This window comes from Nostoc sp., assembly GCF_036919575.1.
Lineage (GTDB): Bacteria > Cyanobacteriota > Cyanobacteriia > Cyanobacteriales > Nostocaceae > Nostoc.
In genome coordinates, this window is the sequence record NZ_JBALBY010000089.1 from 1 (window position 1) to 24,830 (window position 24,830).

At 42.2% G+C, this 24,830-nt stretch carries 27 protein-coding genes and 1 pseudogene; 13 read left to right on the forward strand and 15 right to left on the reverse strand.

What is annotated here, in order from left to right; genetic code table 11:
• Nucleotides 1–140 precede the first annotated feature (140 nt).
• On the reverse strand, nt 141–1,607 hold the full coding sequence (gene cysS / locus V7K27_RS22745; RefSeq protein WP_334950342.1) for a cysteine--tRNA ligase: 1,467 nt from the start codon (nt 1,605–1,607) through the stop codon (nt 141–143).
• Between the two features lie 137 nt (nt 1,608–1,744).
• On the opposite strand from cysS, the gene V7K27_RS22750 reads away from it, so the two are divergent.
• Complete coding sequence (locus tag V7K27_RS22750; RefSeq protein WP_334950343.1) at nt 1,745–2,842, forward strand: CobW family GTP-binding protein; 1,098 nt, start codon at nt 1,745–1,747, stop codon at nt 2,840–2,842.
• A gap of 192 nt (nt 2,843–3,034) precedes the next feature.
• Here V7K27_RS22750 and V7K27_RS22755 read toward each other — a convergent pair whose 3' ends face one another.
• Nucleotides 3,035–3,829 (reverse strand): Rpn family recombination-promoting nuclease/putative transposase, encoded by a 795-nt coding sequence (locus V7K27_RS22755; RefSeq protein WP_334950344.1) that lies wholly within the window; start codon nt 3,827–3,829, stop codon nt 3,035–3,037.
• 24 nt (nt 3,830–3,853) lie between these two features.
• On the opposite strand from V7K27_RS22755, the pseudogene V7K27_RS22760 reads away from it, so the two are divergent.
• From V7K27_RS22760 to V7K27_RS22775, 4 genes and pseudogenes are all read left to right on the forward strand, one after another.
• A pseudogene (locus tag V7K27_RS22760) lies at nt 3,854–4,021 on the forward strand (D-aminoacyl-tRNA deacylase); the annotation flags it as partial.
• 104 nt (nt 4,022–4,125) lie between these two features.
• Nucleotides 4,126–4,467 carry a photosystem II reaction center protein Psb28 gene (gene psb28, locus V7K27_RS22765; RefSeq protein WP_334950345.1) on the forward strand — a complete coding sequence of 114 codons (342 nt, stop codon included), beginning with the start codon at nt 4,126–4,128 and terminating at the stop codon, nt 4,465–4,467.
• A 108-nt stretch (nt 4,468–4,575) separates the two neighbouring features.
• The gene (locus V7K27_RS22770) at nt 4,576–5,088 is read left to right on the forward strand and encodes a MogA/MoaB family molybdenum cofactor biosynthesis protein (RefSeq protein ID WP_334950346.1); all 513 of its coding nucleotides are present in this window, start codon (nt 4,576–4,578) and stop codon (nt 5,086–5,088) included.
• 137 nt (nt 5,089–5,225) lie between these two features.
• The gene (locus tag V7K27_RS22775; protein ID WP_334950347.1) at nt 5,226–6,977 is read left to right on the forward strand and encodes a diguanylate cyclase domain-containing protein; all 1,752 of its coding nucleotides are present in this window, start codon (nt 5,226–5,228) and stop codon (nt 6,975–6,977) included.
• A gap of 415 nt (nt 6,978–7,392) precedes the next feature.
• Here V7K27_RS22775 and V7K27_RS22780 read toward each other — a convergent pair whose 3' ends face one another.
• The 4 genes from V7K27_RS22780 to V7K27_RS22795 form a co-directional block, all read right to left on the reverse strand.
• On the reverse strand, nt 7,393–8,415 hold the full coding sequence (locus V7K27_RS22780; RefSeq protein WP_334950348.1) for a hypothetical protein: 1,023 nt from the start codon (nt 8,413–8,415) through the stop codon (nt 7,393–7,395).
• A 25-nt stretch (nt 8,416–8,440) separates the two neighbouring features.
• On the reverse strand, nt 8,441–9,577 hold the full coding sequence (locus tag V7K27_RS22785) for a hypothetical protein (protein WP_334950349.1): 1,137 nt from the start codon (nt 9,575–9,577) through the stop codon (nt 8,441–8,443).
• A 709-nt stretch (nt 9,578–10,286) separates the two neighbouring features.
• A complete protein-coding gene (mraY, locus tag V7K27_RS22790) occupies nt 10,287–11,378 on the reverse strand; it encodes a phospho-N-acetylmuramoyl-pentapeptide-transferase (protein ID WP_334950350.1) in 1,092 nt (363 codons plus the stop codon).
• Between the two features lie 80 nt (nt 11,379–11,458).
• Nucleotides 11,459–11,698 carry a DUF3134 domain-containing protein gene (locus tag V7K27_RS22795; protein WP_334950351.1) on the reverse strand — a complete coding sequence of 80 codons (240 nt, stop codon included), beginning with the start codon at nt 11,696–11,698 and terminating at the stop codon, nt 11,459–11,461.
• A 244-nt stretch (nt 11,699–11,942) separates the two neighbouring features.
• Here V7K27_RS22795 and V7K27_RS22800 point away from each other — a divergent pair, with 244 nt between their 5' ends.
• Nucleotides 11,943–12,527: a PAP/fibrillin family protein gene (locus V7K27_RS22800; RefSeq protein WP_334950352.1), complete on the forward strand. Its 585-nt coding sequence runs from the start codon at nt 11,943–11,945 to the stop codon at nt 12,525–12,527.
• A gap of 36 nt (nt 12,528–12,563) precedes the next feature.
• Here V7K27_RS22800 and V7K27_RS22805 read toward each other — a convergent pair whose 3' ends face one another.
• Nucleotides 12,564–12,755, reverse strand: coding sequence for a hypothetical protein (locus V7K27_RS22805; RefSeq protein ID WP_334950353.1), 192 nt, complete (start codon nt 12,753–12,755; stop codon nt 12,564–12,566).
• Between the two features lie 115 nt (nt 12,756–12,870).
• Between V7K27_RS22805 and V7K27_RS22810 the strand changes: the two genes are divergently transcribed.
• The 3 genes from V7K27_RS22810 to V7K27_RS22820 all read left to right on the forward strand — a co-directional run bounded on the left by V7K27_RS22810 (nt 12,871) and on the right by V7K27_RS22820 (nt 14,555).
• Nucleotides 12,871–13,086: a photosystem I reaction center subunit IV gene (locus V7K27_RS22810; RefSeq protein WP_334950354.1), complete on the forward strand. Its 216-nt coding sequence runs from the start codon at nt 12,871–12,873 to the stop codon at nt 13,084–13,086.
• A gap of 245 nt (nt 13,087–13,331) precedes the next feature.
• On the forward strand, nt 13,332–14,207 hold the full coding sequence (locus V7K27_RS22815) for a DNA-formamidopyrimidine glycosylase (protein ID WP_334950355.1): 876 nt from the start codon (nt 13,332–13,334) through the stop codon (nt 14,205–14,207).
• A 132-nt stretch (nt 14,208–14,339) separates the two neighbouring features.
• Nucleotides 14,340–14,555 (forward strand): NAD(P)H-quinone oxidoreductase subunit O, encoded by a 216-nt coding sequence (locus V7K27_RS22820; RefSeq protein WP_229550829.1) that lies wholly within the window; start codon nt 14,340–14,342, stop codon nt 14,553–14,555.
• A 474-nt stretch (nt 14,556–15,029) separates the two neighbouring features.
• Here the strand turns inward: V7K27_RS22820 and V7K27_RS22825 are convergent, their stop codons facing one another.
• Both V7K27_RS22825 and V7K27_RS22830 read right to left on the reverse strand, forming a co-directional pair.
• Entirely contained in the window at nt 15,030–15,362 is a 333-nt protein-coding gene (locus V7K27_RS22825; protein ID WP_334950356.1) for a translation initiation factor, read from the reverse strand.
• 95 nt (nt 15,363–15,457) lie between these two features.
• On the reverse strand, nt 15,458–15,955 hold the full coding sequence (locus V7K27_RS22830) for a hypothetical protein (RefSeq protein WP_334950357.1): 498 nt from the start codon (nt 15,953–15,955) through the stop codon (nt 15,458–15,460).
• A 338-nt stretch (nt 15,956–16,293) separates the two neighbouring features.
• Here V7K27_RS22830 and V7K27_RS22835 point away from each other — a divergent pair, with 338 nt between their 5' ends.
• The 3 genes from V7K27_RS22835 (at nt 16,294) to V7K27_RS22845 (ending at nt 20,436) form a co-directional block, all read left to right on the forward strand.
• Entirely contained in the window at nt 16,294–16,989 is a 696-nt protein-coding gene (locus V7K27_RS22835) for a hypothetical protein (RefSeq protein WP_334950358.1), read from the forward strand.
• 64 nt (nt 16,990–17,053) lie between these two features.
• On the forward strand, nt 17,054–18,928 hold the full coding sequence (locus tag V7K27_RS22840) for a hypothetical protein (RefSeq protein WP_334950359.1): 1,875 nt from the start codon (nt 17,054–17,056) through the stop codon (nt 18,926–18,928).
• Nucleotides 18,928–20,436: a DUF1802 family protein gene (locus V7K27_RS22845; RefSeq protein WP_334950360.1), complete on the forward strand. Its 1,509-nt coding sequence runs from the start codon at nt 18,928–18,930 to the stop codon at nt 20,434–20,436. The genes V7K27_RS22840 and V7K27_RS22845 overlap by 1 nt, the downstream gene beginning before the upstream one ends.
• Before the next feature lie 34 nt (nt 20,437–20,470).
• Here V7K27_RS22845 and V7K27_RS22850 read toward each other — a convergent pair whose 3' ends face one another.
• The 5 genes from V7K27_RS22850 to V7K27_RS22870 form a co-directional block, all read right to left on the reverse strand.
• On the reverse strand, nt 20,471–20,833 hold the full coding sequence (locus V7K27_RS22850) for an aspartyl protease (RefSeq protein ID WP_334950361.1): 363 nt from the start codon (nt 20,831–20,833) through the stop codon (nt 20,471–20,473).
• Nucleotides 20,830–21,147, reverse strand: coding sequence for a hypothetical protein (locus V7K27_RS22855; protein WP_334950362.1), 318 nt, complete (start codon nt 21,145–21,147; stop codon nt 20,830–20,832). Before V7K27_RS22855 ends, V7K27_RS22850 begins: the two co-directional genes overlap by 4 nt.
• A gap of 131 nt (nt 21,148–21,278) precedes the next feature.
• Nucleotides 21,279–21,554 carry an aspartyl protease gene (locus V7K27_RS22860; RefSeq protein ID WP_334950363.1) on the reverse strand — a complete coding sequence of 92 codons (276 nt, stop codon included), beginning with the start codon at nt 21,552–21,554 and terminating at the stop codon, nt 21,279–21,281.
• A complete protein-coding gene (locus V7K27_RS22865) occupies nt 21,551–21,868 on the reverse strand; it encodes a hypothetical protein (RefSeq protein WP_334950364.1) in 318 nt (105 codons plus the stop codon). Before V7K27_RS22865 ends, V7K27_RS22860 begins: the two co-directional genes overlap by 4 nt.
• A gap of 501 nt (nt 21,869–22,369) precedes the next feature.
• Entirely contained in the window at nt 22,370–23,659 is a 1,290-nt protein-coding gene (locus tag V7K27_RS22870; protein WP_334950365.1) for a Glu/Leu/Phe/Val family dehydrogenase, read from the reverse strand.
• A gap of 254 nt (nt 23,660–23,913) precedes the next feature.
• Between V7K27_RS22870 and V7K27_RS22875 the strand changes: the two genes are divergently transcribed.
• The gene (locus V7K27_RS22875) at nt 23,914–24,162 is read left to right on the forward strand and encodes a hypothetical protein (RefSeq protein ID WP_334950366.1); all 249 of its coding nucleotides are present in this window, start codon (nt 23,914–23,916) and stop codon (nt 24,160–24,162) included.
• Nucleotides 24,163–24,195: 33 nt separating this feature from the next.
• Here V7K27_RS22875 and V7K27_RS22880 read toward each other — a convergent pair whose 3' ends face one another.
• A complete protein-coding gene (locus V7K27_RS22880; RefSeq protein WP_334950367.1) occupies nt 24,196–24,798 on the reverse strand; it encodes a hypothetical protein in 603 nt (200 codons plus the stop codon).
• Nucleotides 24,799–24,830 lie beyond the last annotated feature (32 nt).

Below are 24,830 nucleotides of genomic sequence, written 5' to 3' on the forward strand. Positions count from 1 at the left end.
GGGAATGGGGAATGGGGAATGGGGAATGGGGAATGGGGAATGGGGAATGGGGAATGGGGAATGGGGAATGGGGAATGGGGAATGGGGAATGGGGAATTTTCCCCTACTCCCCACTCCCTACTCCCTACTCCCCCCTCTCCCTAATTCCGGTGCCAGCGAGTACCATCACGGCTATCAATTAGCGTAATACCTTCTGCTTGGAGTTGGTCACGAATGCGATCGCTTTCAGCAAAATTTTTCGCAATACGTGCTTCTTGCCTTTGCTGAATTTTCGCCTCAATTTCCGCATCGCTTAAACCATTACTCGTCTGAGTTTCCGTTTCTATCTGGGCTTCTAAACCTAAAACTCCAGCTAATGTGACGAGAGTTTGCCATTGACGCTGTAACTCCTCTGGTGATGTTTCGGTTTTCCCTTCATGCACAAGAATATTTCCCTCACGACGCAGTTCTTTGGCTAATTCAAACAATACTGTTAATCCACCAGGAAAATTAAAGTCATTATTCACAGATTCTTGGAAATATTCAACAGTTTCAGGAAGTAGTGAGGCAGTTCCCACTCCCCACTCCCCACTCCCCACTCCCCATCCCAGTTGCTGACCATATTGGTAGCCAAACAATAACCCTTCTTTAATCGTGTGCCAACCGTTGGTTGCTGCGGCGATCGCTTCATCGGTAAAATCTATGGGTGTGCGATATTGAGCGGTCAGCACGAACAACCGCACTGCCATCGGGTCAACTCCTCGATCCAGTAAGTCTCGAATAGTGGTAAAGTTGCCCAAAGATTTCGACATTTTTTCACCATCTACCTTCACCATGCCGTTATGTAACCAGTAACGCGCTAGGGGTTTTCCTGTCACGGCCTCGGATTGGGCAATTTCGTTTTCATGGTGGGGAAAAATTAAGTCAGCACCACCAGCATGAATATCTATGGTATCACCCAAGCGATCGCGCACCATTGCCGAGCATTCTATATGCCACCCCGGACGACCTGCGCCCCAAGGTGATTCCCAAGCCGGTTCTCCCGGTTTTGCTGCCTTCCACAAGGCAAAATCAAAGGGGTCTTTCTTTTTCTGATATTCTGGATCTTCGACGTTGACGCGCTCGCTTTTCCCTGCTTGCATATCTTCTAACTTGCGTCCCGAAAGCTTGCCATACTCAGCAAACTGTCGTACTGCATAATACACATCGCCGTCAGCAGGGTAGGCAAAACCCTTATTTTCCAACTCATGAATTAACCGTTGAATGCCATTCATCGTGTGAGTAGCACGGGGATACTCATCGGCTTCTTTGATCCCCAGCCGCGCCATATCCTCAAAATATGCTTTGATAAAGCGATCGGCTACAGCTTCCATTGATGAATGTTCAACACAGGCTCGATTCAGAATCTTATCATCAATATCGGTAAAATTTTGGATATATCGCACTTCATAGCCGATAAACTGGAGGTATCGGCGCACTACGTCCCAAACGATGCAAGCTCTAGCATGACCCAAATGGCAGTAGTCGTACACCGTCACGCCGCAGTAATACATCTTAACCTTGCCTGGTTCGACTGTTTCAAACGGTTCTTGACGACGGGTGAGGGTATTGTAAAGGGTTAGGGTCATAACAGAGTAATGCTGAAATAAGGAGATACGTAATAATAGGGTAAGGCAGCTGGGATGACAGTCCAGCATCCCTATGCTAGTTTTTTCTGGACTATCTGCGCTACATTACTATTTTTTGACTAATTGATAACAGCGCTATGCAATCAGCAGTTACACCCGAATCTTCCGCAATGGATACGCCCAAACAAGGAATGCCAGTAACAATTATTACAGGTTTCCTCGGTAGTGGCAAGACGACTTTACTTAATCATATCCTCAACAACCAACAGGGGTTGAAAACCGCCGTTCTCGTGAATGAATTTGGCGAAATTGGCATCGACAACGAGCTAATTGTTTCCACTGGTGAGAACATGGTGGAGCTAAATAATGGTTGTATCTGCTGCACTATTAATAATGATTTGGTAGATGCAGTTTACAAAGTTTTAGAACGCCAAGAAAATCTAGATTATCTAGTAGTGGAAACAACTGGATTGGCAGATCCGCTACCAGTAGCTTTAACATTTCTGGGCACAGAATTGCGGGATTTAACTCGTCTGGATTCGATTATTACCGTGGTAGACGCGGCGAATTACAGCCTAGATTTATTTAACTCTGAGGCAGCATACAGCCAGATTGCTTATGGTGATGTAATTGTGCTGAATAAGGCTGATTTAGTTGATGAACCCACTTTGAAGGAGTTAGAAAGAAAAATTAACGAAGTTAAGGAAGGAGCAAGAATTATTCGCGCTACGCGATCGCAAGTGCCACTTCCTTTAATTCTCAGTGTTGGTCTGTTTGAGTCTGATAAATATTTTGACACAGTGGTGGATGAACACGATCATCACGATCATGATGACCACGATCACTCAACATGCGGTCACGATCATCACGATCATGACCATGACCATCACGATCACCATCATTCTGACCATTTAGAAAATGATGGTTTTACTTCCATATCTTTCCAAAGTGACAAGCCTTTTTCTATTAAGAAGTTTCAATATTTCTTAGATAACCAGCTACCCACAAATATCTTCCGGGCAAAGGGGATTATGTGGTTTGATGAAAGTCCGAAGCGTCATATTTTCCACCTTTGCGGTAAACGCTTCACTTTGGATGATGATGAATGGCAAGGTAAATTGAAAAACCAACTAGTGCTGATTGGTCAAAATTTGGATCGTGAGGCTTTAATTGCTCAACTCGAAAAGTGCATTTGTCTACCTTCAACCTCTCGCGGTAAAGGCTTTGGGAAATAAAAGACGCGATTAATCACGTCTGTACGTTTAATGTTTGTTCCCAGGTTCCACCTGGGAATGCATTCTCAATGGCTCCGCCATCGATTTTGAGCAAGAAAAATGAGAGAATAGCGACGCCGAATAGCCCGCACTTCGGCAAGTGTTACCCTGAGCTTGTCGAAGGGCTCTGTTACCATCGTAGACATCGCTTTCTCACTCCCCTGCATTACCAGCTTCTTCACTTACTAATTGCTGTACCTGCTCCACGGATAACCCCGTCACTTTCGCCACTATTGCCACCGAAATTCCTTCTTTGAGCAAATTCATCGCTACACGCCGCACTTCTTGGGCACGACCTTCAGCACGACCTTCGGCTAAACCTTCAGCAAGGATAGCTTGATAAGTTACTGACTCCTGCATAAGTTCCCTCCGCAGCAATTGTTGAATTATCTCTTTCTCTAATACTAGCCCAGCCAGAATGAACGCTGAGGCTGCAATATTGTTCTGGATACGTTGATCAGTAATTTCTGAAATTTCCTGAGCAACTTGTTGTAACGTAGCAGTGCGGTCATTTGTCTGACTTAACACCGCAAATGGTAATAATCCTGGATGCTCCAAAAATACACTTGTTGGTTGCTCCCAAAGACGAATTACCTCGAACCGATGAGAGGTTTCTTCTAAAGTGAATGTAGTTTGCTGCACAAGTTCTGAATTTGTCTGTTGTAGATAAATCACTACCTGACGCATTCGCTTGTTCTTGAAGCGGCGATACCCTCGCAACCGATAATCAATCATCCGAAAGGGAATATCAGCTTTGGGTTGGGTTTGAAATTCCAAATGCAGCACGACTTCATCGGATTGGAGCAATATCAGCGCATCGGCGCGGATTGGTTCCAGAGAAAGCTCAGAAGGGCTTAATTCTGTGAGGGTGATAGATTCTCCTAGCAGCCAAGTGGCAAAGTCACTGGAGAAAGTTTCAGCAAGGAACTTACAAACGTTATCGAACATTAAGACATTTTATCAGGTGGTAGCGATCGTTCAGCCGCTCCCCAATCAGCAGAAGATTTGTATAATCGTTTTGTTACCAAGTTAAGAGCTAGCGGTTTGCAGGTGGAAACAGGTCAATTTGGTGCAATGATGCAAGTTACAATTGAAAACGATCGCCCCGTAACTTTGTTACTTAAAAAAGAAGCAGTTTAAGTATATATACTAAAAAGATCAATAACAGTAGCCTCTAGACCGTGGTGTTCTAATTGGTGAGAGAATATTAAATTAACCATCACAAAAGTTTAAATTCATTGATCATGGCGAAAATCCAGTTTTCTAAAGGTCTTGACGAAGAAGTAATTCCAGATGTGCGCTTGACGCGATCGCGCACTGGCGACAGTGGTACAGCGACGTTTATTTTTACGAATCCGAAGATTTTAGATCAAGGCAGCACCGAAGATATTACTGGGATGTATTTGATTGACGAAGAAGGGGAGATAATTACCCGTGAAGTTAAGGCTAAATTTATCAACGGGAAACCGGAAGAATTAGAAGCACTTTACGTGATGAAATCTGCTCAAGAATGGGATCGGTTTATGCGCTTCATGGAGCGGTATGCTGAAGAAAACGATCTGGGACTGAGCAAAGCTGAAAAATAGGGCATTGGGCATTGGGCATTGGGCATTGGGCATAAGTAATTATTTTCATGTCCAATGTGCTATTTTCCATGCCAAATTACTCGTTATCAAAAGTTGAAAGCTTAATCGATGACACAACAACCTCACCCAGACTCGCCTAGAATTACGGTAACTTGCGCTGTGGTTACTGTCAGCGATACACGCACTTTTGAAACAGACAAAAGTGGCCAGCTAATTCAGCAGTTACTCCTTAGTGCTAACCATGCTGTAGGAGCTTATACGATTATTAAAGATGAACCAACACAAATTCAAAGGGAGATAGAAAATCTGGGTAAAATCTCAAATTTGGATGCTGTAATTTTCAATGGTGGTACAGGTATTGCACCAAGAGATACCACCTACGATGCTATTGAGAAGTTACTGGAGAAAACCTTACCGGGATTTGGTGAGTTATTTCGTTTTTTAAGTTATCAAGAAATTGGTTCGCGTGCGATCGCTTCTCGCGCCGTTGCTGGTGTTTATCAAAATAAATTAATCTTCTCGCTTCCTGGTTCCAGTAATGCTGTGCGACTGGCGATGGAAAAACTGATTTTGCCGGAACTTACTCACTTGGTAAGTCAGGTTTGTCAGGTGGTGAAATGAGCAGAGGTTCAGAAAGTTACTATAAGAACTTTTGTAAAATTAACAGATCACGCTCTGAACTCATCCCTTCTATGCTTACATCTTGAGCCGATCCAGAATTATAGTGAAACGGATGAAATATTCATATCAGGTAAGCAATGGAGCTTATTCAGTGGAATTGCATGATTGCTCACGGCATCACTGCATTTTCATACTTTGGCATCCCTACAGTAATAGGGGTTTTCTTTGCCAAAACTAAGGCAACTATCCCTTCTAAGTTTTGGCCAGCCTTTTTCTTATCAGGTGGATTCGTACTATTTTGCGGATTTCATCATTTTCTGGCGATTTTTGAGCCACATCTGGCAGTGTCGCTGTTGCACTTAGGCGTACTCGACTTAATGGCCTTGATTTCCTTGTTTGCCTTACTCTACCTGATGCCAACCGCTTATCAAATTGTAGAGGCGATCGCTAAATATCAAGAAGATAACCGCGAACTTCAACGCAGCCAGCAGATGCAACAGCTGTTCCTAGATCAAGGCCCGTTTGGGGCTTATATCAAAGATGAGCAATCTAGAATGGTGTACTACAACCAGGAGCTACAGTCTAGATTTTCGGTAGATAGACAAGAATGGTTGGGGAAAACGGATAGTGAATTCTTGCCAGATCCAGAAGAGGGGCGGCGGATAATGGAAAACGATCAAGTCGTTTTGAAAACTCTACGCCCCTTGAAGCTGATTGAAGAGGCAAAGATGCCTGGTGACGATCAGCCGTGCTACTGGCTATCGTTTAAGTTTCCCTTTAGCGATTATGCAACGGGCGATCGCCGCATTGGTGGGATTAGTATCGATATTACAGAATCTATAGAAGCACAGCGATCGCTCGCTGACCTAAATCGGCAGCTAGAAGAAAAAACACTGAAATTAGAGGCAAAAAAACAGGAACTTATATATCTCTCAGATATGGCGGATATGCTTTATTCCTGCGAGTCTGAAGATGAGGTGTATCAAGTGGTTGCTTTAACCTGTTCCAAGCTGTTTCCTAATATGAGTGGTTCTATCTATATAATTGCTAATTCCAAGAATTATGTGCAGATGAATAGTCTTTGGGGAGGTGAAAGAAGCAGTAAAGAAATATTTTTACAATCTGAGTGTTGGGCATTGCGGAGAGGGAAAATCAACCTTTTATCGCCTCGTAACTCAGGACTCGTGTGCAGCCACTTAATACAGCCTGTTAGCGGCGCACATTTGTGTGTTCCATTATTTGGACAAGGCGAATTAGTTGGGGTTTTACACATCTATGCGCTTGCAGAAATCAGTCCAGAAGATCAACAAATTACTGAGATTATTGCTAGAACCTTAGCTTTTGCACTGAATAATATATCGATAAAACAACATCTAATCCATGATAACTTGCGTGATTCGATGACCCAACTATTCAATCAAAACTATCTGCAAACTATAACGGAACAGAGACTAGCGGAAGCTGAACGCTCGGGAGAACCTCTGAGTGTTATTTTCCTTGATATCGATAACTTCAAATCTTACAACTCGCGCTATGGGCATTTGACTGCCAACATTGTTCTTCAGGGATTAGCAAAACTGCTGTTAAAATCTATTCGCTCCTTTGACATTGCTTGCAGATGGGGTGGTGAAGAATTTGTAATTGTGATGCCTAATATAACGCTGGAAACTCTTAGGAAGCGAGTAGAACAACTAAGGGTAGATGTTCAACAAATGCAATTGAAGGATGGCGATCAGATCCTTGAAAGCATCACCGCTTCTTTTGGAATAGCTGTATCAGAACCAGGGATTACAGTTAAGGATTTTCTGAATCGGGCAGATCAAGCGATGCTTGAGGCAAAGCGAACAGGGAAGAATCGGGTTATGGAGTTTGTAAATACTTATAATTAATTCAGGTTCTACCGCTCGCTTTATAATCAGGGTTTTATAGAGAAGTTCTAAAACCTTAAAACTCAATCTTAGGACTTACGCATTGACAATAAATATCAAATATGTATTAGATGAAAAACCACATCTTTCGTAGGGGTAATTCATGAATTACCCCTACAGCATCGTCTATTTACGATCAAAGGATAATTAAGAAAAGCCTGAAACAACCTATTTTTGTTAACGCACATCACGATGGATTTGTACAGTGCGTAAGTCCTAAATCTATATAAAAAACACAGGCTATAACACCGTTTGATTGATGATTAAACTCCATAAAGGGAGTGGAAGACAATAACTCTACTACATCAGCCCTATCTCTTCATACTCTTTTTTTGGCTAAGGTATTACTTGTAGTTCAACAAAAGATTTGCAGCCTTTAACCCAGAGGCGCTCTGATATTTCGCAATAACCCTCCAATATTGGTAAATTCAGTACTATTATTTAAAGCTCTTAAAGAATTTATATCAGCTTTGTCTACAATGGTATTGTAGGCATTAATTGCCTGATTGAGTTTAGTCAGATCGACAGCGTTCTGGTTTGTTACTAGACCGTTGAGGCTCAAGATTAAATCGGTTATAGATAGAGGATCAGCCCCTGTTAACCCCAGCCTGATCGCAGTATTCGCAGCACTAGGATCAACTCCGGCTGCCAACACAAATGCTAGAACAATGGCTGCATTCTTAACTTTATCCCGTGGACCAACTATTTCAAAATTAAGTATTTCCCCATTAGGTTTATTGACTGTAACAACCTTTTTTACAGTTTCTATTGGTGAACTATTAAGGGTTGGGGCTTGAATAGGAGGTATAACTGTTCTGTTACCACCAATTTGAACAGAAATAGAGCCTTTGACAGGTGGTGTCGTAATTGCAGTCCTTACATATTTAATGGCAGCCGCTAGAGTGGCAAAACTTTCACTTTTACCACTACCTGTTAACAACGATCCCCCACCAGGAACTAGCGGTTGAATAATATTCACAATTACAAAAACCCGACCAGGAACTGGCGCTTCAGTTCTATTCACAATTAGAGGAGCCACCGCCCCAACCAAAGCTGCAATTTGTTGTTGTGTGAAACCGCCAGATTGTAAAGTGATAACAGCCCTTTGTGCAGATGTATTCAGAATTTTTTGAATACCTGGCGGCACAGTAATTTTAAATATTCCACCACTATTAGTCACTGTAATGTTGCCAAATGTTGTTGTGCCACCATTTTGAAGAGTGATAGGCACTGAAAAAATGGTCCCACTTGCGGCACCGGAGTTATTACCACTGGTTGAGCCAGCAGGTCCCATACTGGACGGAATCGGGCTGAGTCCAGCTTGGTTTGGCAATTGCCAAGCACTCAAAAGCAGAGGACTCAGACTCAGAGCAAGGATTAGAGACTTAATTTTGATCATAGTGATTCTCTGAAAATAAAGGGATTTACTTGGGCAAAAAATTGAAACCATAGCTGATACTCAAAAGTACGGCAGTACCACCATCAGTCCGATCCGTCAGGTCTAAACCTTCAAGCTGAATCGTCAGAGGAATAGTTTGGACAGGAACGAAAGAAACCCCAGCGTTTAAAGCTACTCCACTCCAAGATGCACCGATACCTACTTGAGGATGAACTTGCAAACCTACGCCTCCAAATATCCCAACTTCGTCATTTCCTGAACGGAAGTTGCCGCCTCCCACTCCTACGCTAAGTGCCAATGGCATCTGATTTTGAGCATTGTTAGGTTGCAACAGGGAGACACTTGTAACTTCACCATAGACACTAGAATCAGCCACTCCTTCATTCCCATACTGGGCAAAGGTATTCCAGCCAACAGCTGCCGCAATTTGATTGGTAGCACTAGCAGAGACAACACGGTGAGCTTTAAGATCGAAGGTTCCATTCTCACCAAAGTTTTTGATACTACCTTCGTTGAAGGCGACTTCTAAACCGATTAACTTCTGGCTATCTCCCAAACCAAAACCCGCACTTATACTTCCATCCAAACCACCATTGCCATTGCGATCTTTGCGAGTTGCTCCTGATGCTTGCACGAAAAAGTCTCCCCAGTTAGCTCCGAAAGCACTGGGAATGCCAAAGCTGAGGCTAGGAATATAGCTTTGTTTACCACCTATGCTTCCTAACAAAGGTAACAAAGGCTTAATTTTTAGCCTTTGACGTAATTCACGATCATTTAATTGAGTCTGGGGGTCAGCAGAGGGAGTTTGAGCTTGTAATAGAATTTGATGATCACCTTGGTTTGGTGATATCATCAGCATCTGTGCAGGACTGAGATTTGAAGAGTTTACTTTTGAAGAAACAATCGCTTTTTGGGTTTGAGTCTTGGCTGATTTAGTTAAAGATACAATCTGTTGTTTTTCAAAAATAATTTTCTCCGCTAAGGATGGAGTCTGTTGTTCTTGAAAAACAATATTATCTTCAGCAACTGCGGGATTGACTGAAATAGCCATTAATGCTGTGAAGGAAGTTCCCAGACTTGCCCCTAAGATATAGAAAATATACTTAACGACAGTCAGTTGATAAATCTTCTTGCTGTTGTACCTTTTTTGCTTTTTATCCACTTAATACTCCTCAGACCTAGATAACTCTGTGGTTTATCGAAATTTATACTAAATCTGTAATTTCATCTTCATAAGTTATCGTGGAATCGCCTTTGGGACATTTATAGTGCTATATTCCACACTTAAGTGCTTACTACATATCCAGTAACTTTTGTATGGACTTATATCATAGGAGCAGATATGTAATAGTGACAAGATCAGTAAATCACAAAGTTTTTCCAAGGGCGATGCCTGCGGTGGTAACAGAGCTTTTGCCTACCCGTAGCTCTGTCGTACCCTTCCCTACGGGACGCCAGGGGCGAACGGGATCTTGCTACGCGTAGCGTCTCTAAGAGTTGGGTCGAAGTGCGAGCTACGCCTACGCTAATTAGATTTCCCGTACAATCTAGTTATAAATAATACTTATTTTAAAAAATACCATTGCCAACTTACGAGGTTCAATACCTGTAGAAACTTGAAAGCGAACCGTATTGGAAGTGGTAGAGCGTTAATTCATAATTGCTAATTAAAACAAGTCGCAAGTCGCAAGTAAGTTTTGTGACTCTTATTTAGACCCCGACCCAAAACGTTCTGGCAATTGATGCTATGCTACTTTTACCCCTAAACTTAGTTAAAAAAACAACTCCCTGAAGATGTGGGAGTTGTCATTTTGTATTCGAGCAGTTTTTCAAACGATTCAGAATGGAGCGATGCCTGGGTTGGGCTGCGCCTACGCCAAGCAGATAGTAGCCAATATAGCAGCGATCGCATAAAATACTCCAACTACCTGCAATTCTGACCAGCCAGTTAGTTCTAAATGATGGTGTAAGGGTGCCATTTTGAAAAGACGTTTGCCTTTGCCATCAGGGCCTTTCGTGGCTTTGTAATAACTTACCTGTGCCATCACCGAAAGGGTTTCTACGAAGAAGATACCACTGAGAATGAACAGAGCTACTAAGGTGTTTGTCAATAGGGCTACAGCAGCCAAAGCTCCTCCCAGTGCTAAAGAACCGGTATCTCCCATGAAAACGCGGGCTGGATTACGGTTATGGGCTAAGAAACCTAAGCAGCCACCACTTAAAGCAGCACAGAAAACCATCAACCCTGGTGCTGTAGGTGCGATTAAAGCGCCTAATGCCAAAAGTGCGATCGCGACTGTTCCTGCTGCCAAGCCATCAATACCATCTGTTAAATTAGTAGCATTACTTTCTGCAACTAGCACAAAACCTGCTAGAGGCCAAAATAGGAATCCTAATGGTAGTGTGAAGCTCACCCAAGGCAAAGCAATATTTGTAATATTAGAAGGTTGATTAAACATCAGCCATACACAAAACACAGCCGCAAAACCCACTTGCAAAGCCAGTTTTGTTTGGGGAGATATACCTTTATTTGATTTCCGGCGCAGAATTTGCCAATCGTCGAGCCAGCCAATCAATCCGTAGCTGATTGTCAATGCCGAAACTGCAAGCACATCTGTAGCAAAGTTAGACAATATGCAGGCAATTATCACACCTACAGGTACAAAAAATATACCTCCCATTGTTGGGGTGCCGGCCTTTTTCAAATGGGCTTGGGGTCCATCTTCACGAATTATTTGTCCAGTTTTGAGTGCTTGAAGTAGGGGTATTACCCAATAGCCCACAACACCTGAACCCATAGCACACAATAATAGTGGCAGGGTTAAGGACATACTTTGCCAGGGTAGCCGATTGGCGATCGAATCCAAATAAAATGCTGTTGTACCTAGCCCTACGGCTAATAAAGAGGCTAGAGCGATTCCAGAAATATTTAATCCTTGCTCAGGAGATAATTTAGCGTCCACAGAAGTTTCCCTTCACTCCACACTTAATAAAACTGAATACCAGGAACTAGGGATACAACCAAGTCCCTAGCCTGAAAAGGCTAATCCTCAGCGATTCCTATATCGTCATCATCATCATCAAGGTCGTAGCCAATTCCATCTTCTACACCTATTAAGGAGTCTATTCCTTCTGCGTCATTTTGAAAATCCGGTTCGTGAATGTCACGCGCGATGATCCGACCGTTGGTTTGCAACCAATCCAACAAAGAGGACTCTAGCTTTAGGGGGATGACATCGGCTCGTTGGTTACGGGGTACTTCACGTAATGGAGAGTTCAACATATCGAGTCAGGACAAGAAAAGGTTTACGTAAGTTGACATTTAGAGTCTATCACTTGACATGGATTTATTTAGTTATCTTTTCAACCCTTTAGTTGATAAATCCGCATTCAGATAGAAATTTTTTTATTTAATAGACGTATGGCTGATGTCAACCGATTATTAGTAATTTTTATGGCTCTACACATAGGCGATGAATATCTTGTTTATGCTGATGGAAAGTGAATGATTTTTGAGGTGACAGGCGATGATGGGAAAAGCGGCTCTTATAGATGCGATCGCTGATACAAATCGCGGTCTATTGGCGACCCAAGTACAGAAACAGGCTATCTTAGCAGCGATCGCCAATTTAGAAGACTTTAATCCTACACCCCGTCCGGTGGAAGCTAGTAATTTGCTAGATGGCAATTGGCGATTACTATACACCACTAGCAAGGCTCTTTTAAACTTAGATCGTCTACCTTTGTGCAAACTGGGTCAAATCTATCAGTGTATCCGGGTAGAAACTACCAGTGTTTACAACATAGCTGAGATTTATGGCTTACCTTATCTGGAAGGATTATTCAGCATTGCTGCTAAATTTGAGCCTGTTTCAGGTCGGCGTGTCCAAGTGAAATTTGAGCGGTCTATTATCGGCTTACAACGTTTAATAGAATACAATTCTCCGGTAACTTTTATCCAACAAATTGAAGCTGGTAGAAAATTTCCGGCAATTGATGTTGCCATAAACAGTGATAAACAGCAAGGCTGGTTAGATATCACTTATATAGATAACGATCTGCGGATCGGCAGAGGTAACGAGGGAAGTGTGTTTGTGTTAACTAAAACATAAGCTTGTACAAAAAGGCCGTTTGCGAACGAAGGTACGCTATAATGCGTGCCTTGTCAAGTAGGGTGTAATTTTTAAATTTGGGAGTGGGGAGTGGGGAGTGGGGAGTGGGGAGATGGGGGAGATGGGGGAGATGAGGGAGAAAAAATAACTAATATTTAATGCCCAATGCCCCATGCCCCATGCCCAATGCCCAATGCCCAATGACAAATGACAAATGACAAATGACAAATACCAAATTCAGACAAATAACTTAACAAAGACTCTTGGTGCGACCTTCAGGTTGTAGAGTGAAATCAATTAGCCCTCTAGATTGGCGATTGATAACTATAAAGGGAAAATAATCATGGTTCAACGTGGTTCTAAAGTACGTATTCTCCGCCCTGAATCCTACTGGTTTCAGGATCTTGGAACTGTGGCTTCCATTGACCAAAGCGGCATCAAATACCCAGTAATTGTCCGCTTTGACAAGGTAAATTACTCTGGTATCAATACCAACAACTTTGCCCAGGATGAATTAGTAGAGGTTGAAGCACCAAAGGCTAAACCAGCTAAAAAATAAGCAGCAAAGCTACAAGGGGGTTGTTTGATGCGATGATGAAGGGAAGTCTGAAGTATGAAGTCTGAAACTTTCAGTTGATTCATTCTTCGCCCTAGCCTACTCTAATCTACGAGAAGCCGTCCTGCGGGTATTTACGGATTCTTTTTGGTAGTACGGCAAGCCACCTACGTGTGTCTAACATACTACCTTATCTCTTTTTTATTGACCCCCAAAGTACATCAAAATTGCTTGCTTAATCTGTTTGAATGCCTGAACTGCCTGAAGTTGAAACAGTCCGAAGGGGTCTAAATCAATTGACCCTCAACCAAGAAATTACGGGTGGAGATGTGTTGCTCGATCGCACCATCGCCTACCCGTTTTCTGTCGATGAATTTGTTGATGGAATTAAAAAGAATGCGATCGCTACTTGGCATCGTCGCGGTAAATATCTCCTCGCTACACTCTCCCCCCCTTCTCCCTCATCCTCCTCATCAACTGGTTGGCTAGGGGTTCATCTGCGAATGACTGGTCAACTACTATGGCTGCATCGAGATGAACCATTGCATAAACACACGCGGGTCAGATTATTTTTTGGGGATCAGCAGGAATTACGCTTTGTGGATCAGCGTACCTTTGGTAAAATATGGTGGGTTCCGCCTGGTGTTGCTGTAGAAAGTATTATGACTGGTTTGGCAAAACTCGCAGCAGACCCATTTTCACCAGAATTTACTGTCGAATATCTAGCTCTCAAACTCCAAAACCGTCGCCGTCCGATTAAAACTGCGCTACTGGATCAATCTGTGGTTGCGGGATTAGGTAATATTTATGCTGATGAAGCGTTGTTTAAGAGTGGAATTTTACCTGAAACCTTGTGTATAGATTTACAGCTAAAGCAAATTGAGCGTTTGCGAACAGCCATAATTCAAGTGTTAGAAACCAGCATTGAGGCTGGTGGTACGACTTTTAGTAATTTTCTAAATGTTCAAGGTACTAACGGCAATTATGGTGGTGTTGCCTGGGTTTATAACCGCACTGGAGAACCTTGTCGAGTTTGTGGTACAAAAATTCAACGGATTAGGTTAGCTGGGCGATCTAGTCACTTTTGCCCCCAGTGTCAAACGCTACGGGGAGTGGGGAGTTAGGAGAGACGCGATTAGGGGAATGGGGAGAGACGCGATTAATCGCGTCTGTACAAAAGTTGGGAGTTTTTACTTCTAAGTCGGAACTCTCTTAAAATGCAGATAAGAGAAGTTGCAAATTTGAGAGAGGAACTGATGGCAGTCAAAAAAGGAGATATGGTTCGCGCTGTCCGCGAGAAACTAGAAAACAGTCTGGAGGCAAAAGCCAGTGATACTCGCTTTCCTTCTTATTTGTTTGAAACTAAGGGCGAAATTGTCGATGTCAAAGGTGATTACGCCCTGATTAAGTTTGGGAAAGTGCCAACACCTAATATTTGGTTACGTGTGGATCAACTTGAAGAATTTAAATAATAAAATGTCGTCAAAATGAAGTCTTTGGACTTACCCACATCCCGCCCTGTACTAAAGTACGGGGCTAATAGCTCAAGTCCACTTAAAGTGGACTGAAATCTTTGCCCATACCAATTCTGTATGGAAGATGTGCAAAACCATATTAGGACTTAAATAGCCCTGGCGACTAGAAGTCGCGGCTACACAGACAAAACCCACCTCCGTGGGTTTAAAACCAAAATTAGTAACAAACAGGACTGACGCACTCAAAACCTGAAACCTCGTTCGCGTAGCGTGCGCGAAGCGCACTCCCCCCTAACCCCCTTAAAAAGGGGGGATCTAAAAAACCGCCTTTTTAAGGGGGTTGGGGGATCTCTTATGCGTAAGTCCTAACAAAAACAAAAGGCAGTAGTTTTAAATTCTACTGCCTTTATTGCTAATCCACACATCGCCCGATGAAAACCAACATCACAATACTAGTTTATTGGTTTGGCGTTAGCGGCGGGAATCCTGATCTGCGGGGTCGCCGTAGGGGTCTTCGCTGGCTGGGCGGACGTTACCGAACTCGCCTTGGTCTGCGGGATCGCCGTAAGGGTCTTCGCTAGCTGGGCGAACGTTGCCGTAAGAGGCGACATCTGCGGGGTCGCCGTAGGGGTCTTGACTGGCTGGGGTGACGTTGCCATAAGATGCCGGATCTGCGGGATCACCGTAGGGGTCTTCGCTGGCTGGACGTACATTGCGATCGCGCAATTTGGCATCTTCTTCAGCTTCATCGCTGTTCGACCCCAAAAGCAAATCTTTCGCCTTTCGGAAAAAATCATCTACCATAATCTGTCTCCTGATTTAAGTTCGTGTTTCCGACGTGCGCGATCGGCGTTATCCTCCAGGAAACCCGCTTTAGATTTACACACGCTTCACTGAATCTAGAGTGCTGGAGCTGCGGATGAAGTTATGCCAGTGAGATCGCGACCTGTAGTACTCCCGTTATAGCCTTGGAACTGACTATATTGCCGTGCTTCAGATTCCGGTACTCGAATTCCTTGCGATGGTGGTGTTACCCAGTGAGCGCGTTTTTCAGCATCACGGTAGTATACACGCCCGTTCTTGGAAAGATAGTACTTGCCTTCTGCTCCTTCTTTTGAAGCATTCTTATGCTGGTTGTAGACGTAATAAAGTGCCGCAGCTCCCGCCAAAAGTGCCACTTTTTGCCCCGTACCCAATCCCTTCTTAGCTTCGGGTTGGTTTGTCGCGTTGCGATCGCTCACTGTTCTACCAACACTATCATCAACAGGTGGTGGTGTTGAAGCGTTTCGGGCACCGCCTCCGCAGCTACTTAGCAAGGGTACCATTAGCAAGGCTGAAAGCAGCACTGCAAATAGACGCGAAACTATTTTACGTTCTTTATATATTGTTGTGTTCATGGGATTTCTTCATCACCTGTATTTGCTAAAAGCCTTGCTGTTGCAAAAACAAAGTTGGAATTCCTGTTTTTTCACCTGGAATTGAAAAAACATATACCAACTCAATTTATAACTGCACAGCTACAGCGTTTGACTATGATCATCAGCGATTTTCGCAAGTATTCCATCCCGCCTTTGAGAGAACTGTATTCATCCGCAGGAAATATTTTGTGAATTTTTGATGAATCAATTTTGCTGAAACGCCGAAATATTCAGCAATTCCTCGGTTATTTTTTTGGGGTAAATAAATTAAAAAGATACAGTCGCTACAATAATTTTTGTCAGAAAATACACTCAATATGACATCACAAAATACAGCCCAAACTAGAACTCGTCTCCTTTTGGCTTTGTGGGATTTGGGAGGAACGCAGCAGGAAGTTAAGAAGGGTCAATTCACTAAGCGAATTGTATCCAAAAGCCAGAAGGTAGCAGATTATCAGGGCATATTCGAGGAATTACAGAGCCAGGGTGCGATCGCAATCTCCAAAAAGGGATATTCTTTGACATCTCCCACGGGTTTAGAGGTATTGGGTGAGGGTTTGAGAAGTGGCGATTTTAAGTTTGAAGGGACGATTGTCGGAACTTGGGCGGCGAATGCGTTGGTGAGGTGGATTAGTCAGATTGATGTGGCGGTGGCTGGTGCTGATGTACTAGTTAATGGGAAAAGTGCGATCGCGGAGTTTCCCGTTCGCGTAGCGTCTCCAAGAGAAGGAATCGCTTCTTACGACGAGTTTAAGTCGGTGGCGTTGGAAGTCTACAACAAGCTGAACCAGAACTACAACCTAGATGATCTGGTGCCAATTTATCGGATCAGGAGAGAAATAGGCGATCGTGTTAGTCGTACAGAGTTCAGTCAGTGGTTGCTGGAAATGCAGGAGAAAGATATTTTACAACTTCAAGGTGGAAGTTTACCAGACAACGACCCAGGCAAACTAGAAGATTCGGTAACTACTGAAGTCAGTGGACTGCGTTGCTATGCCAAACTTTTAAACTAATCCACCAATTTTTGTAATTTTTGATAATTCTCTCCTAGCCCTCATACACAACTAGTTCAAATCTATGTCTAACGATTTAATTAATGTTATTAGCAAAAACAACCCATTTCAGGGACGCTTAGTAGTTAGAGATCAGAACGTTTGGGGACAAGGTTTTCCTGATGTACCATCTTTAAATTCTCATGCTTCTGATGCTGTTTATGACGCAATTGAAAAAGTTCGTAGCGGACAAAGGAAAGTAGTTGGTATTACAATTACAGCAGAAAGAGGTTTAGGGAAAAGTCATGTTATCAGCCGAATTCGCCATCAGTTGCAAGTTGATGGTAGCGCTTTATTTGTGTACATGAGTCAGTGCAATGACCTAAACCGTATTACAGTAGAATTCTTAAATACTCTAGCCAATAGCCTTAAACAAATAGGTAGTCAAGGTGTTAGTCAATGGCAGTATCTAGCAACAGTTTTAATTAATGAAGCTTTCAACAAAAACTATACACCTCAACAGCTAATAAATCAATTTCCTGGGGCATTAGTCAAAAATCCCAAGGTGGTTGAGGTTTTACGAGATAAGGTGCTTGGTATCAAGCGTGATCTAGAAAATCCTGATATTATCACAGCCATTTTATGGACACTATCTCCTGATCCAGCTTATGAAGTCTTTGCTATTAGATGGCTTGCAGGTAAAAGCCTACCACAGGTCAAAGCGGATGCAATGGGTTTAGCCAATGTGAGTGCAGATGATAAAGAGGCTGAATCTTTCACTACAGCACGGCAAATTCTCAACTTAATTGGTGATTATAAGCCAATAGTAGTTTGTTTCGATGAAATGGAAATTTTAGGCTGTAATGATGCGGGATTCACCGGATCACAAGTTACTGCGCTCCTGGTAAAAGACTTATATGACAAGATTAAACAGGGTATTTTGCTAACATCTATATATCCTGAAACCTGGACACATCAGGTAAAAAAAATGCCATATGCTGAAGCAGTTGTAGATAGAATGGGTGAACAGCTTATTGATTTAAAGCATCTGAATTCTGATGATGTTGTTGCTTTAGTTTCTCGATGGCTTGAAGAATTTTATCAAGAAAATGGATTAATACCTCCTCATCCAGTTTATCCATTTGATGAAGCAAAACTGCGAGAGTTGGGTAAGGAAAAACCAATCGTCAGAAAAGTTTTGAAATGGTGTGCTGATAATTTTAAAGTTCCTGGTGATCCTGGTGATAACATAGATATACACGCTGTAGAACCTGGTTATAATCAACAAATATCAGCTTTAGAAACTACCATACAAGATTATATGGAAGATAAAGCAACTCTTGCTCAAGCACTCCGATTAGGATTTAGTGCAGTCGTTGGTGAAACTATAGAGAATGTACAAATTGAAAAAGTTGTTGATGTTCAAGTAAGAGCTGCTGATAGAGGCTATCTGGATTTTAAAATTGTTGGTAAGGAAAACGGTAAAGATGTCAAAATTGCCGTAGCTGTTCTACAAGAGTCTGGGGGCTTATTCGTCCAAGCTACATTGAGACGGTTAATCGATTACAAAAAATTCGATTTAACCCGTGGGTGCTTAGTTCGCTCTAAGCAAATTAATAAAGGAGCCGCTAAAGCACAAAAGTATTTAAGTGAGCTTTTATCAACTGAATTAGGTGGTGAATGGGTATTATTAAAACCTGAAGATATCAAACCACTTTTAGCATTACATTTTGTCATGAAAGGTCGTGAGAATGATGAGTTAAGCGAAGACCAAATTATTGATTTTATTCGTAAAAAGCGGATAGCAATTGATAATTATCTTATCCGTGAAATTCTCAGCGATCCATCAGGACAAGTTCCTGAAGATGCAATTGATGAAGAAAATGAAAGTGGTAATATCACCTTAACAGAGGTTGCAGATGTAGTAAATGTTGGTTCAGATGATTTATTCCAGGAATAATGATTAATACAGCTTTACGTTTACCAGCACCAGAAATTGAGGCGTTATTGCAAGGGAGAATAATTGCAGTAATGCCTAATAAATTTATTACTCCAGGGCGAGAATTTGCCCTTTGTCCAGCAGATGCGTCAATTAATTTACTACCAGTTGAACAGTACTATCGCTCAAATTTCTTACCTATTGCCCAAAGTACATTCGCACAACTAAATAGTCAGGGTGTTTTAATACAGCCTCAGCAAATGAGCTTACTTTCAGATGAGGAACAGTTAAAACTACCCCTTTTAGCTTATGAAACAGTCTTAGTTAAAGCCTGGGCTAACTGCGAACTGTGCCAAATTATAAACAATGCTGAATCTTTGGTTGCTTTATCACACCTAACTATTTGGACAAAAAAAGGTTTACAGGAAATACTAACGCAAAGACATAATATTTTTCTGGCATATCTGCGAGTATATCAGTTGCCTAAATCAATTGAAGTTGCGATCAAATCGAATAGTCTGTTTATTTCATTACCACAATCTCTCAATGTTTCTGAAGAAAAGCCAGTATTAACCGATCGCACCTTCGCCCAACGCAAACGCCAATTAGAAAAGCTAGAACCCGCGCTGCATCCTGAATTGGAAGAATTGCAGAGTGCGATCGCATCCCTAGCCATTAGCCAACCAGCAGCTAAACAATTAGACGACGATATCAAAGCATTTTTGGGTTGGAGTAGCAATCAAACAACAAATCTATTAGATTTAGACTTACCTTGGATTCAGAAAATTGCTGAAGTTGGGAACTCTAGCGACGGACAGACATTTGAAAAATTAGTTCGTAGAGGATTACTAAAATTAGGCTTTACAGGTTCAGGTTTGAATCCAGATGCAACTGGTGGCGCAGGAGGCATGGATTTTTACGCTGAACAACCTTATCCAATAGTAGGAGAGTGCAAAGCAACTAAAACTGAGAAAGTTACTGATGGTACACCTGCACAGTTACTAAAAATAGGTATGAACCATCTTGGTAAAGTTCAGTATGAGAATTCAATTAAATTAATTGTAGCGGCTGGAGAACTAAATTTTTACGCCCTGAGAACAGCAACCGAAAATCAAATGAATGTTATTAGCCCTGAAACACTGCAAAAATTAGTTGAACTGCAAGCACACTACAAAAATTCTATCAATTTGTTAGAACTAAAAGAGTATTTGCAACAAGCTCCTTTTGGTTTAGCTGAAGATAAAGTTAATATTTATATCGAGAAAGTTGAACAATCTATAAAGTTGCGATCGCACATTATCCAGCTTGTCAAAAATTATCTCCAAAACTCAGGCGCAGAATCTGCTGGTGTTGATGCTCTACATGGTGCTTATTTCGGCTCACATCCACCACAGCCACTAAAAACAGCCGAAATGTACGAAATTCTGATAGAACTTTCCTCACCATTAACAGGGTATTTAGGACGAATAAAAGACAGTAATTGGAATAGCGATCGCTTTTACTTTCTCCGCGATCTACCTATTAACTGAAATACGATCGCGTAGCCAGTCGTAGGCATCGCAGTTATCCCAAAGTTAATATACCAACCTGATAATTTGCCACCAACGGCAGAATTTTTAGCCATTGTGAACCTAACAAAACTTCTGTAATTTCATCCCCTGCATAAACAGGAATCTCATACTCCTGTCCATCCAATAAAATCTTACCTAAATACCTATCAAATATGATTTCTCCCTGTGCAGTTCGCAGAAGTTCATCCCCCCTATAAGCCCAGTCAAGACTATTTAAATCTTGTTTATTAATTGCTATAAAGCCTGTGAACCCAGTATCTAACATAGCATCCACAGGCAGATTTAATCCATCAAATGTAATCAAATCAATTTCAAAAAAAAGCTCTCCTTTACTGCCAAAAATACCTTGAATCATATTGTGCCAGTGGCTCCACTTTCATTCAGGCAAAAAACGCAGTGTTTAGCATTTGGGTATTTCTGAAGCGCTTTTCTATGAGCCACTTCTATATCTTCATCAATGAAAAAATTTCCGCTATCTGGTTCAATGGCAATATACCAGCCATAGTTTTTTTCGATATATTCTGGACGCACACGCTCAAAAATTACACGACAACGCCGATAAAATATCTCCTGTTCAGCTTTGCGTCTAGCAAGTTCTTCTGGTGGTAAAGTGTGTTCTGGAAATATTCTGCCTCGACGTGCAGGTTGTTTTGCAGTTGATTCAGTCATACTAATTAACCCAATTTGTTAATGCTGCCTTAACTTTATTTTACAGGAATATAAAGGCGATCGCTTTTACTTTCTGGGCGATTTACCGATTAACTGAAATGCGAACGCGTAGCCAGTCGTAGGTATCGCAGTTATCCCAAAGTTAATATACCAACCTGATAATTTGCCACCAACGGCAAAATTTTTAGCCATTCCGAACCTAACAAAACTTCCGTAATTTCATTACCCACATAAACATTAATTTCATACTCCCAGTCTAAACTCTCTAAATCTTGTTTATTAATAGCCATAAAGCCTGTGAAACCAGTATCTAACATTGTATCCACAGGCAAATTTAATCTATTATAAGTTATTAACTCAATTTCAAAAAATAGTTGCCCCTTTTCCCCGAATTTACCCTGAATCATATTGTGCCAGTAGTTCCCGTTTCATTCAGACAAAAAACACAGTGGTCAGTATTTGGGTATTTTTCTAGGGCTTTTTTATGAGCTTGCATTTTATCCACATCAATCAAATAATCACCACTATTTGGCTCCACAGCAATATACCAGCCATAGTGTTCCTGAATAAAATTAGGACGCACACGCTCAAAAATTGCCCGACAACGCCGATAAAATGCCTCATCTTCAGCTTTGCGTCTAGCAAGTTCTTCTGGTGGTAAAGTGTGTTCTGGAAAGATTCTGCCTCGACGTGCAGGTTGTTTTGCAGTTGATTCACTCATACTAATTAACCCAATTTGTTAATGCTGCCTTAACTTTATTTTACAGGAATATAAAGGCGATCGCTTTTACTTTCTCCGTGATTTACCTATTAACTAAAATAATACAATATATCTCTTTTCTTAGAGGATGTTTTAAAAGTCCTATTGTCGGTATCAAATAGTTTTAGATCCCCCTAAATCCCCCTTAAAAAGGGGGACTTTGATTCTGGTTCCCCCCTTTTTAAGGGGGGTTAGGGGGGATCTAAAAGTGCCTAAAGTCACAGCGAAACACTTTTCAAACAACCTCTTACCTTCGCGCTCTTTGCGTCCTTTGCGGTTCGTTTCAAAATAACTGAAGTGCGGAATGTGGGATAAAATTCATCTGTTGTAAAGAAAGATTTTTGGAAATGGTATGAGTTTTGATGTTGCAGCGATCGCTAAGTTATTGTAGGGGCACAATATAATATTGCACCCCTACGCATCTGGTCTATTTAATTAAAAACCGTTGCATATTCCTAAATCTTAAGGATAAAGACCTCTGTCAGTCAGTGCCTGAGCCACCCTACCTACGCCCAGTGTGTAAGCTGCTAACCTTAAAGAAATTTGTCGTACTTTCGACTGGTGAATCACCCGATGGTAGGCATGTACCATCAAATGTTCCATTTCTCTGTTAACGCGCTCCTCATCCCAAAATACGTAAGAAAGACCCTGCACCCACTCCAAATAACTCACCACTACACCGCCAGCATTGGCCAAAATGTCTGGTAGCACTATCACACCCCGCGCCTCTAACGCTAAGTTAGCATCAAGAGTAACCGGCCCGTTAGCTGCTTCTGCAACAATTTGCGCCTGCACCTGATTCACATTTTCTTTAGTAATCTGGTTTTCTAAAGCTGCTGGTATTAAGACATCGCAGGGTAAAGTTAATAAATCTGCATTACTAATTGGCACAGATTCCGGGAAACCCATAATATTCTTGCGATTTTCAGCAGCGTAGACTTTCAACTTGGGAATATCAAGACCAAGGTCGGAAAATATTCCCCCAGCACCAGTTGAAACAGCGATAATTTTCGCACCTGCTTCATATAGTAATTCTGCTGCGGCACAGCCAACGTTACCGAAACCCTGAATCGCTACTCGCACTCCTACCAAGGATTTACCTTGCTCTGCTAACGCCTCACGCACAATAATCATCACACCACGTCCAGTAGCCATTTCTCGTCCTAGAGAACCACCAATAGAAAGGGGCTTTCCAGTTACAACTCCTGGTACAGCATGACCGACATTCACAGAGTAAGTGTCCATCATCCAAGCCATCTCACGGGCAGAAGTTCCCATATCCGGTGCAGGAATATCTACAGAAGGCCCAATATCTTTAATCAACTCGCTGATATAACGGCGGCTGATTCGCTCTAATTCACCAACACTATAGTGTTTTGGATCTATAGCAATGCCGCCCTTACCACCACCGTAAGGAATTCCTAACAAGGCACATTTCCAGGTCATCAGCATTGCTAAAGCGGATACTTCGCGCAGTGTCACAGCTGGATGGTAACGAATTCCACCTTTATAGGGGCCTAAAACATCGGAGTGCTGCACGCGATGTCCAGCGAGAACTTGTATTTCCCCATCATCTAGTTTCACCGGAATGGAAACCGTGACAACTTTACGCGGGTGGCTGAGAATTTCCAGCAAACCCTGATTTAAATTTAATTCTTTAGCTGCCGCTTCTAAGTAGCTACACGCTTGGTCAAATGGGCATATATGTGCCGGAGAAGCAGGTTCTCGCACCAATAGGGATTTTGAAATCATAAAATTTTCTCCTAATCACGGTATCTTTACGAACCGGATATTGTCTATACTTAGCTTATCCTTTTTTTTAGATAAAACAACTATTTTGTAGTTTTTGTTACAGTTTTATTTTTCATATCCTGCTAAGGCTACAAAGCAGGATGCGGACTATAGCGGTTCTCGCTTGAGTGACATACAAGAACCCCACCCCCAACCCCCTCCCCGCATGCGAGGAGGGGGCTATGATGTACCTTATGTGATTAGGAAACGCTATAATGGACTCTTGGCATGCCTTGGGCGGGTTAAGAGCGTTGTGGCAACTTCGGGCGATGCCGGTGCCCACCGCAGGTCTTACCCGGAGCCTGCGCCGTACCCTTGCCTACGGGACGCCAGGGGCGAACGGGATCTTGCTACGCGTAGCGTCTCCAAGAGTTGGGCATCTGAACTTTTCAAGACAGAGAGCGCAGAGAGAGGAATCAACAGAAATTTTCACAAATGAATTAGGACTGCGATCGCAATCCTAATTCTGAATTCTGAATTCTGAATTCTTCTTCAATTCACTTTTTCAAAACTACATGGAAGGAATTTAAATACCCCGTAATGGTTTTAGCTAATGTCTTCTGCTGTTTTTTTGTGGTTATTGCCATTACTTGATATAATCTTCCTTCAGCAACATACATTCTACTTTTAGTGATTTTCCCTCCAGAATTGATGTACTCAATTTCTTTGCCAGGATGATTATTGGAACTACGAATATTTCGTTGACTAATTAAATGACTTTTCGTAGTCTTAAGAGCCATATCCCGGGCATTATTAAGTACAGCTTGGGGGTCAGCCATTTGACCGTAACTATAAGGAAAATCATTGTAAGCAACTACATATGCTACTTCCTGTTTTGGTGGTTGAGCGACAAATATTTTTAAGTTAATTTCCCCCATGTAAGTTTTTTGGGATTGGGTATTTCTGTTGGGGCTTCCCGGCATCAAAATAGTAAAGCGCCCATCTGGAGCGGTGAATAACTTCCATTTTGGCTGCACGGGTTGAGAAACGGTTGGTTTGACAACAACCTTTGGAGGTTTGGGTTGACGCGCTTCCACCAGAACACATCCACCACAGACAAAGGTGGCGGCGATGAATGGCAACAGATTTTTAACTGTCATATTTTTGACTTTTTGAGATGCTGATCTCACTG